Consider the following 8543-nt stretch of genomic DNA (forward strand, 5'->3'; position numbering starts at 1 on the left):
AATTGATGGCGGAGATTTGATCTAGGAGGATATACTCGTGCAGCATAAATTTTCGAGAACGGAAATTCTTATTGGCAAGCCGGCACTGGAAAAGCTTAAGCAAAGTACCGTGATTATTTTCGGAGTCGGCGGTGTCGGATCATATACGGCTGAAGCCTTGGCTCGGGCCGGTGTCGGCCATTTAGTCCTTGTAGACTATGACGAGATCTGTTTAACCAATATCAATCGTCAGCTCCATGCCTTACATTCCACCATTGGCAAGGCCAAAGTTGAGGTAATGAAAAAACGGATTCTCGATATTAACCCTAAAGCTCAAGTAGAAGCTATTAAGGAATTTTTCTCTGAGGAAAACGCTGAAAGTCTCCTTGGCGGCAATCCGGACTATGTAGTGGATGCTATCGATACCGTCTCCGGAAAAGTAACCCTAGCCAAGGAGTGTATAAAGCGAAATATTCCTTTGATCTCCAGCATGGGGGCCGGTAATCGCCTTTCTGCCGAAAACTACCGGATTACAGATATATCTAAAACCAGTGGTGATCCATTGGCGAAGGCTGTGCGGAAATTATTGCGTAAGGAAGGTATAACCAAGGGGATCAAAGTAGTCTATTCTCCCGATCTTCCTCTTACTCCGTTACCCACAGAAGCCGATTGCCGAAACAATTGTATTTGTCCGGGAGGAGACGCCCATTGTGCTCTAAAGCGACAAATTCCCGGCAGCATTTCCTTTGTCCCCCCTGTGTCCGGACTGCTTATGGCCGGGCAAGTTGTTAATGACTTAATCGCGGATTGCGCACGAGAGGCTTAACGATATTTTGTGGTAAAATACAAAAACCACACAGCATGATTTTGCTCATCGGCAGCAGCTCTTAAGAATTTTTCTTTAATAAAGGGGTCTTGAGCTTTATCCGCAATTTCATGATAAAAATCTACCGTTTCTTGTTCATCCTTGAAGGCGAAATGCAATCCTTCTCTATAGGTTTGTGGGCATGTTTCGGTTATATACGGATTTGGTTGTGTCCCGGTAATTGTCATAAAAATCTGCGTAAATACTTGATAATGTTTAATCTCATCCTTTCGTATCTCAAGTATTTGGTTTCTTTCCTCTATTGTTGGCGCCATTTCAGCCAGTCTAGCGTAACACGCAATAGCACTATACTGCCCATTAATTGCCTTTAAGATATCCGGATTTAGAGATTCAGCACCTGGGTACATAGACACACCTCCTGCATTTTACTGGTTTATTTTATCTAATCAGCAACAGAAAGGTGCTTCTCCTAACCCAGGATTATCGTTTTTTTACCAAAAGCCGAAAATAAAGACATCCGGCAAATTATTAATAAGATTGCCCGGATGTCTTTTATCTTTTAGTCTTTTGGTCTCTTGGAAATTATACTTCTTGAATACCTACAACTTCATATCCCACTTCTTCAATAGTTGCTTTAATCGTCTCATCGGTTACATCTTGGCTTGCTTCGAATGTGGCGTACTTACCTTCAAGATTGACTTCAACTTGAGTTACTCCACCCAGCTCACTTAAAGCCTCCCGTACATGATTCACACAATGCCCGCAGCTCATTCCCTCAATTGATACTTTCTTTTTCATATGAATTGACTCCTTTCATATCCATCCCTTTTTTATCTAATCTGCATAGTTTTACAGATTATCACTGAAAAAAATTATCGAGCGGGTGTAAACCCTCGCAAGCGTAACGCATTCAGAAGTACCGATACGGAACTAAAGCTCATAGCTGCGGCGGCAATCATCGGATTGAGCAAGGGTCCGCCAAAAATGTGGAGTACTCCCATAGCAACAGGGATTCCTAAAGTATTGTAGCCGAAGGCCCAGAAGAGGTTTTGTTTGATATTCCGTATGGTACTTTTACTTAACTGGATTGCCGTCGGTACATCCATTAGGTCACTTCTCATCAACACGATATCTGCAGATTCCATGGCCACATCTGTTCCCGAACCAATCGCAATACCAATGTCTGCTTGGGCCAGAGCCGGGGCGTCATTGATCCCGTCACCTACCATGGCCACCTTTTTCCCTTCAGCTTGAAGTTTTTTGACTTCATTAGCTTTATCCTCAGGCAAAACCTCGGCTAATACCCTGTCAATTCCTACCTGTTTAGCTATGGCTTCGGCAGTAGCTTTGTTATCACCGGTAATCATGACGACTTCAATACCCATTTCATGAAGCCTTTCGATGCTTTTTTTGCTATTCTTTTTAACCGTATCCGCCACGGCAATAATACCGGCTAATTTGTTGTCTATGGCAATATACATGGGAGTCTTGCCTTCTCCCGCCAACCTATCCGAAGTCTCTTCAAAATTCTCTAAGGATATCCTGCTTTCAACCATTAGTTTTCGGTTACCCAGTAGCAAGTGTTTACCCTCAACTTTTACTTCAACCCCATGCCCGGGAATAGCTTTAAAGAAATCTAACTTTTTAATCTCTAAACCTTGTTCTTCTGCGCTCTTGACAATGGCCTCACCCAATGGATGCTCTGAACCTTTCTCAGCGGAAGCAGCAAGTTGTAATAAGTCATTTTGAGTTATTCCATTAACGACCACTACATCGGTAACCGTAGGTTTACCTTCAGTTATGGTCCCGGTTTTATCGAAAACAATAGTCTTGATTTGATGAGTAGTTTCTAATGCTACACCGCTTTTGATCAACACCCCATGCTCTGCACCCTTACCCGTCCCCACCATAATCGCAGTTGGAGTTGCTAGGCCCAAAGCGCAGGGGCAGGCGATGACCAAGACCGAGATAAAAATGGTTAGGGCAAATACAGTGGACTCACCGCCAATGAAATACCAGGCCAAGGCAGAAATAGTAGCAATACCAATCACGATAGGTACAAAGTAACCGGAAATAACATCGGCGAGTTTGGCAATTGGGGCTTTAGTGCCTTGGGCATCTTCGACAAGCTTAATTATTTGGGCCAGAGCAGTATCCTTCCCAACCCGAGTCGCTCGATATTTAATGGTTCCGTTTTTATTGATACTTGCTCCAATAATCATGTCGCCAATATTTTTTTCTACCGGTATACTTTCCCCAGTAAGCATAGATTCATCTACAGCCGTATTTCCCTCGATTACTTTACCGTCTACGGGCATTTTTTCACCGGGTTTGACGATAATAACGTCCCCTACTTCAACTTCGTCAATGTTGATGACAACTTCTTTGCCATCCCTTACGACAAGTGCCGTTTTGGGTGCAAGCCCCATCAACTTCTTAATGGCTTCTGAAGTTTTACCTTTTGAAACGCCCTCCAGATATTTCCCCAGTGAGATTAGGGTAATGATGGTCCCCGCCGCTTCAAAGTAGAGCTGACCGGCATACATTATATTTCCATTGTAAATCTGAACGATAGCATACAGTCCATAAAGAACAGCGGCGCTCGTCCCCATGGCGATGAGAGAATCCATATTGGGACTTCCCCGGAATAAAGTTTTAAATCCTACAGTAAAGAATTTTCTACCGGCAATGATAACGGGAATCGTCAACAAGAATTGAACAAGAGCAAAATTGAAAGGATTCAGCATGGGATCTATAAACATCGGAAGCATTAACCCCAACATATGTCCCATGGAAATATAAAGTAAAGGAACTGTGAAGATTGCCGATAATACGAATCTCATCCAGAGTTGGTGTCTTTCTTCCTCTTTGCGTTCCTTATCGGTATCTACCGGCTTTCTTTCTTCTTCAAAAGCTTTGTAACCCGCCTTCTCTATGGCCTTCTTAATGTCCGACACGTTCACAAGGGAGGGCTCATAACCTATGGTCAACTTCTCCGTGGCCAAATTTACATTGGCCTCATTCACACCATCAAGTTTCCGGGTTACTCTTTCCACCGCTTTAGCACAAGCGGCACAGGTCATGCCTTCAATTCTCAAGGTTTTGCTAACCTCATCGGTAAACGCCTTATAGCCTGCCTTTTCCACAGCGGCTTGAATATCACCTACAGAAAGCTTGTCCTCGTCAAAACTAATATTGAGCTTTTCCGTTGCCAAATTGACGTTGGATTCGGTAACTCCTTCGAGTTTTTTGGTAACCCGCTCCACGGCCTTAGCACAGGCTGCACAGGTCATCCCTTCTATTTTAAGTGTTTTGGTTGTCACTTTTTTTCTCCCCCCTCTATTTAATATTATGATGTTTTAATATACCCTAATTTCCGATGGGTAACTTTCGTAGTCCTCTCATTATTTTTTCATGCGGAATATAGTCTTCAGAAGTTCATCAATGACCTCATCATCGCCCTGGTTTAATCGATCCTTCACGCATGATTCAAAATGCTTTTCTAACAATAACTTAGACACTCCATCTAAGGCAGATTGCACAGAGGTTATCTGATTCAGTACATCATCACAATAGACATGCTTTTCAATCATTCCCTTAACCCCTCGAACCTGACCTTCAATCCGATTTAAGCGATTAACCAGCTCTTTTATAGTCTTTTCATCATGGTGGGCAGTTCTTGTGCCGCTGCTACCTTCACAGGTCGAACAGCTCACCTTAATCTCTTCACCCATGCTAGTCAGCTCCTTATTATTATCTATATAGTATAGGGGGGTACCCTATGCGCTATATTTGAATTATACATTTTGTTAATGACTTTATCAAGAATTAGTTGCGAATTTCTTACAAATTTTCTCTTTCTTATTGAAAAAAATCGAGAATAAGCTTCTCGATTATACTATCTACTATTGCCATAAAAACCATACTCTTTATATTTACAAGAATCAGTATTCCCATTTTGTCTACCGATTGCACATAAGACCATCATCCACATGTGGGATACTCATGAAGGTATTAACTTTTACATTGTGCTATGGAATGCAGGACATTACCTAAAATATTAAAAACCCCGCATCACACAAGGTGATACAGGGTCAATACGGAGAAACCCAATTCGATTGATTGCTCTTACTCGTCGATATGCTCCAGGCCCTGACGGTAGAGTTCTTGGGCATGATTATCCTGAAGGGAGTAATAAACCATTTTTCCATCCCGTCGGTACTTGACCAAATTACTATTGCGAAGGACTCTCAGTTGGTGAGAGGTCGCCGACTGGCTTAACTCCAAAAGCTCTGCCAGATCACAGACACAAAACTCCGACTTTGCGAGTGCATCCATAATTCGGACCCGAGTCGGATCCCCCAAGGTCTTAAATAATTCTGCAAGGTCGGTGGCTCGCTCGAGGCCTATGACTTGATCAGAATACATATTAACGACATCCGGATGAACACAAGTAATATCGCAGGCTAGGTTTTCATTCTCATTATTTTGTTTACTCGGTATCATCGTAAGATTCACCTCATTATGCTATCCCTATGCTTCAAACTATATCAGCAAATCTTAATTCTTACAAGCAAGATAGCCCTTGCTGTGCTGTTTACTAGAGTTCCTTAACTCATGCAAATGATCGACCCTCACTTGGTAATAATCTCTATTTTAACGTGCTGTTACTTCTTTCATCTGAAGCTTCCCTTTAAAGCGAGCGTTTTCCGGATCTGAATACTGCCTAACACGGGTTGCATTTAGAATTGCCAGCAAGGCCACCCCGACATCCGCAAAGACGGCTTCCCACATCGTAGCTATACCAAACATGCCCAGGCCAATAAATCCGAGCTTGATCACTAAAGCGAAGCCAATATTTTGCCAGATGATTTTCTTCGTAAAGCGGGCAATATCAATGGCACTGACTAATTTGCCGGGTTGATCTTCCATTAGTACAACGTCCGCAGCTTCGATGGCTGCATCCGATCCTAGGCCCCCCATTGCCACACCAATATCCGCGCGGGTGAGCACCGGGGCATCATTGATTCCATCGCCTACAAAGACAACCTTGCCTTTTCCATTGACTTTATGAAGGTATTTCTCCAGCCAAGTGACCTTATCTTCCGGAAGTAAATCGGCATGATACTCCTTAACTCCTAAATCTTCTGCAACTGCCTTTGCCACGGTATGATGATCCCCGGTCAGCATTACAGTAGTGATTCCTGCCTGATTTAAACTGGCTACTGCTTCCTTTGACCCTTCTTTCGCCCGATCCGAAATAAGGAGGTTCCCTGCATATTCACCATCGACAGCAATATAAACCTGAGTTCCCACTTCATTGGTGTTCAGCTCCGGAATAGGTATAGCGTTTTGAACCAAAAAATCCTTTTTACCGGCTAAGACCGCTTTTCCCTTAAAGGTCGCCCGAATCCCTTGACCGCTGATTTCTTCATAATTTGAGGTCAAAGCAGAGTCAATTTCTTTGCCCCAGCGATCCCGAATTGATTTGGCGATGGGATGACCGGAGTGAACTTCGGCAGCAGCCGCAATTTCCAGCAGCTGATCCTCTGTATATTGATTCATCGTCTCAATTTGATTAACTTCAAAAACGCCTTGAGTCAAGGTCCCCGTTTTATCGAAAATTACAGTTCGGACATCCGTCAGGGCTTCCAGATAATTTGCACCTTTTACTAAAATTCCGTGCCGTGATGCTCCACCGATTCCTCCGAAATACCCGAGGGGTACAGAGATAACCAAAGCACAAGGGCAAGAGATTACAAGAATTGTCATAGCCCGATAAAGCCATTCCCTAAAGTCTCCCCCCATAAAAAGCGGCGGAATCAAGGCAATCCCTAAGGCTGCTACCACAACGCCAGGGGTGTAATAGCGGGCAAAGGTGGTAATGAACTTTTCGGTTTTAGCCTTGCGCGCACCGGCATTTTCCACAAGATCGAGAATTTTTTGTACGGAGGAGTCTGCGAATTTCCTGGTTACTCGAACCCTTAAAACTCCGGAGGTATTGATCATCCCCGCCAGAACCGTATCCCCCACTTCAACGGTTCGTGGCACCGATTCACCGGTTAAGGCCGAAGTATCCACAAAGGATTTACCATGAACAATCTCACCATCTAACGGAACTTTTTCACCCGGGCGAATCAAAATCTGTTGACCAATACGAACTTCTTCCGGATCCACTTTTGTGACATCCAGTTGATTTACGAGATTCGCATAATCCGGGCGAATATTCAGCACCGCTTGAATAGAACGCCGTGAACGATTGACCGCGCGATCTTCGAAGTACTCTCCCACGGAATAAAAAAGCATAACCCCCACAGCTTCCGGAAGCTCATGAATTGCCAGGGCGCCAACGGTAGCCAGAGCCATGAAGAAATTCTCATCAAAAACAGAGCCACGCAGAATATTGCGGAAGGCCTTCTCTAATACTTCGCGTCCGACCAAGGCATAAGCAGGAAGATAAACAAGATATTCGAGTATTTCTAAGGATGTGCCGTGCCATTTTGAACCGAAGATCAAACCGATCACTAAAAGTACTCCGGCAATCCCGATTTTCAGCAGTTGCTTACGGGGTTCTTGTTTTTCCTGTTCTTCATCGTCCTCAGAATGCTTAGATATTCGCTGCCCCACTGAAACGAGTTTTACGCCCGGTTCGATCTTTTCCATAATCTCTTGAGCCTGATTGGCCATTGCAGGAGGTAGAAAAACGGTTTTCGCCGCATAGTTAATGGTTGTTTCCCCAATCCCTTCAGTTGCACTGAGTGCCCGCTCCATTTTCGCGGAGCAATTCGGGCAGAATTCTCCTTCAATCCGGTATTTTACTAGTTCCTCAGATTGATTACGCGCTATCTCCGACATATCTTATTCCTCCATACCTCTTTTCTTTATCTGTTCCATTTTAATTTTATGTTGTTCAATTCAACGTATGAGTACTTGTTCATATGTATTATAGCAATATCTATCTTTTTCTACAAGCTCAATTTTTTTAGATTAATATAAATGGAGCCTTACCACCGGTAAAGCCCCTTACCCAAACAGCTACTTCATTAAATCTTCTTTCCGTCGATGAAACTCTTCAGAATCAATCTCACCTCGGGCATAGCGCTCTCTGAGAATATCCATGGCATCATTACGAACTCTCAATGTATCAGTACGCTCATTACCCCTTTTAAAGAGCGACACACCAAACCAGATGATGAGCCCCCAAAAAAGAACTTGAACCGCCATCATCGCGAGGACCGAAAACCAACCTCCGCCACCCGACCAAGGTCCATAACCCCACATCATCATTATACTTCACCTCCATATCTTTTATCTTGACCTAATATAGTATTTCTACTTATTTTATCCATTATGTTTCCTCCTTAAAGTTGTCGTATCTCCTTCACGATTTGAATTATAGCTAAGATATTGTCAGAAAGAATGACATAGTTGTGAATTAGTTATGAAAAAAGCACCTAGTTAAATTTTAGGTGCTTTGGGTGCGATACTATCTTAGCCTCAGTCGTTGCTATTTATCTCATACGTATAACTTACACGGGCAACTTTGTTTACGGTATGAATAACACTACAATACTTTTCAAAGGAAAGCTCAACCGCACGTTTAATTTTGTCTTCCGGCAGGTCATCTCCCCAGAATTGATAAACCACTTGAATATCGGTAAATACCCGGGGATGCTCTTCGGCCCGCTGGCCCTCAGCCTTGATCTCGAATCTTTCATAGTTGACTCTCATTTTTTCC

At 43.4% G+C, this 8543-nt stretch carries 9 protein-coding genes; 1 reads left to right on the forward strand and 8 read right to left on the reverse strand.

Features of this window, described 5'->3' with window-relative positions:
- The first annotated feature begins 37 nt into the window (after positions 1–37).
- Positions 38–805 carry a tRNA threonylcarbamoyladenosine dehydratase gene (locus AC1U9U_RS06945; protein WP_479959827.1) on the forward strand — a complete coding sequence of 256 codons (768 nt, stop codon included), beginning with the start codon at positions 38–40 and terminating at the stop codon, positions 803–805.
- On the opposite strand, the gene AC1U9U_RS06950 is transcribed toward AC1U9U_RS06945, so the two are convergent.
- The 8 genes from AC1U9U_RS06950 to AC1U9U_RS06985 form a co-directional block, all read right to left on the reverse strand.
- A complete protein-coding gene (locus tag AC1U9U_RS06950; RefSeq protein ID WP_479959828.1) occupies positions 802–1212 on the reverse strand; it encodes a ferritin-like domain-containing protein in 411 nt (136 codons plus the stop codon). The two genes, AC1U9U_RS06945 and AC1U9U_RS06950, sit on opposite strands and share 4 nt — an antisense overlap.
- Positions 1213–1387: 175 nt before the next feature.
- The gene (locus AC1U9U_RS06955; protein ID WP_479959829.1) at positions 1388–1603 is read right to left on the reverse strand and encodes a heavy-metal-associated domain-containing protein; all 216 of its coding nucleotides are present in this window, start codon (positions 1601–1603) and stop codon (positions 1388–1390) included.
- A gap of 74 nt (positions 1604–1677) precedes the next feature.
- Positions 1678–4128, reverse strand: a complete 2451-nt coding sequence (locus AC1U9U_RS06960; protein WP_479959830.1) for a heavy metal translocating P-type ATPase — start codon at positions 4126–4128, stop codon at positions 1678–1680.
- A gap of 81 nt (positions 4129–4209) precedes the next feature.
- Positions 4210–4539, reverse strand: coding sequence for a metal-sensitive transcriptional regulator (locus tag AC1U9U_RS06965; protein ID WP_479959831.1), 330 nt, complete (start codon positions 4537–4539; stop codon positions 4210–4212).
- A gap of 394 nt (positions 4540–4933) precedes the next feature.
- Complete coding sequence (locus tag AC1U9U_RS06970; RefSeq protein ID WP_479959832.1) at positions 4934–5311, reverse strand: ArsR/SmtB family transcription factor; 378 nt, start codon at positions 5309–5311, stop codon at positions 4934–4936.
- A 150-nt stretch (positions 5312–5461) separates the two neighbouring features.
- Positions 5462–7660, reverse strand: coding sequence for a heavy metal translocating P-type ATPase (locus AC1U9U_RS06975; protein ID WP_479959833.1), 2199 nt, complete (start codon positions 7658–7660; stop codon positions 5462–5464).
- Positions 7661–7840: 180 nt separating this feature from the next.
- Positions 7841–8089 (reverse strand): SHOCT domain-containing protein, encoded by a 249-nt coding sequence (locus AC1U9U_RS06980; RefSeq protein ID WP_479959834.1) that lies wholly within the window; start codon positions 8087–8089, stop codon positions 7841–7843.
- Between the two features lie 213 nt (positions 8090–8302).
- Positions 8303–8543, reverse strand: a 241-nt coding sequence (locus tag AC1U9U_RS06985; protein ID WP_479959835.1) for an OsmC family protein, incomplete at its 5' end; no start/stop codon positions are given.

This window comes from Desulfitobacterium sp. (genome assembly GCF_982384815.1).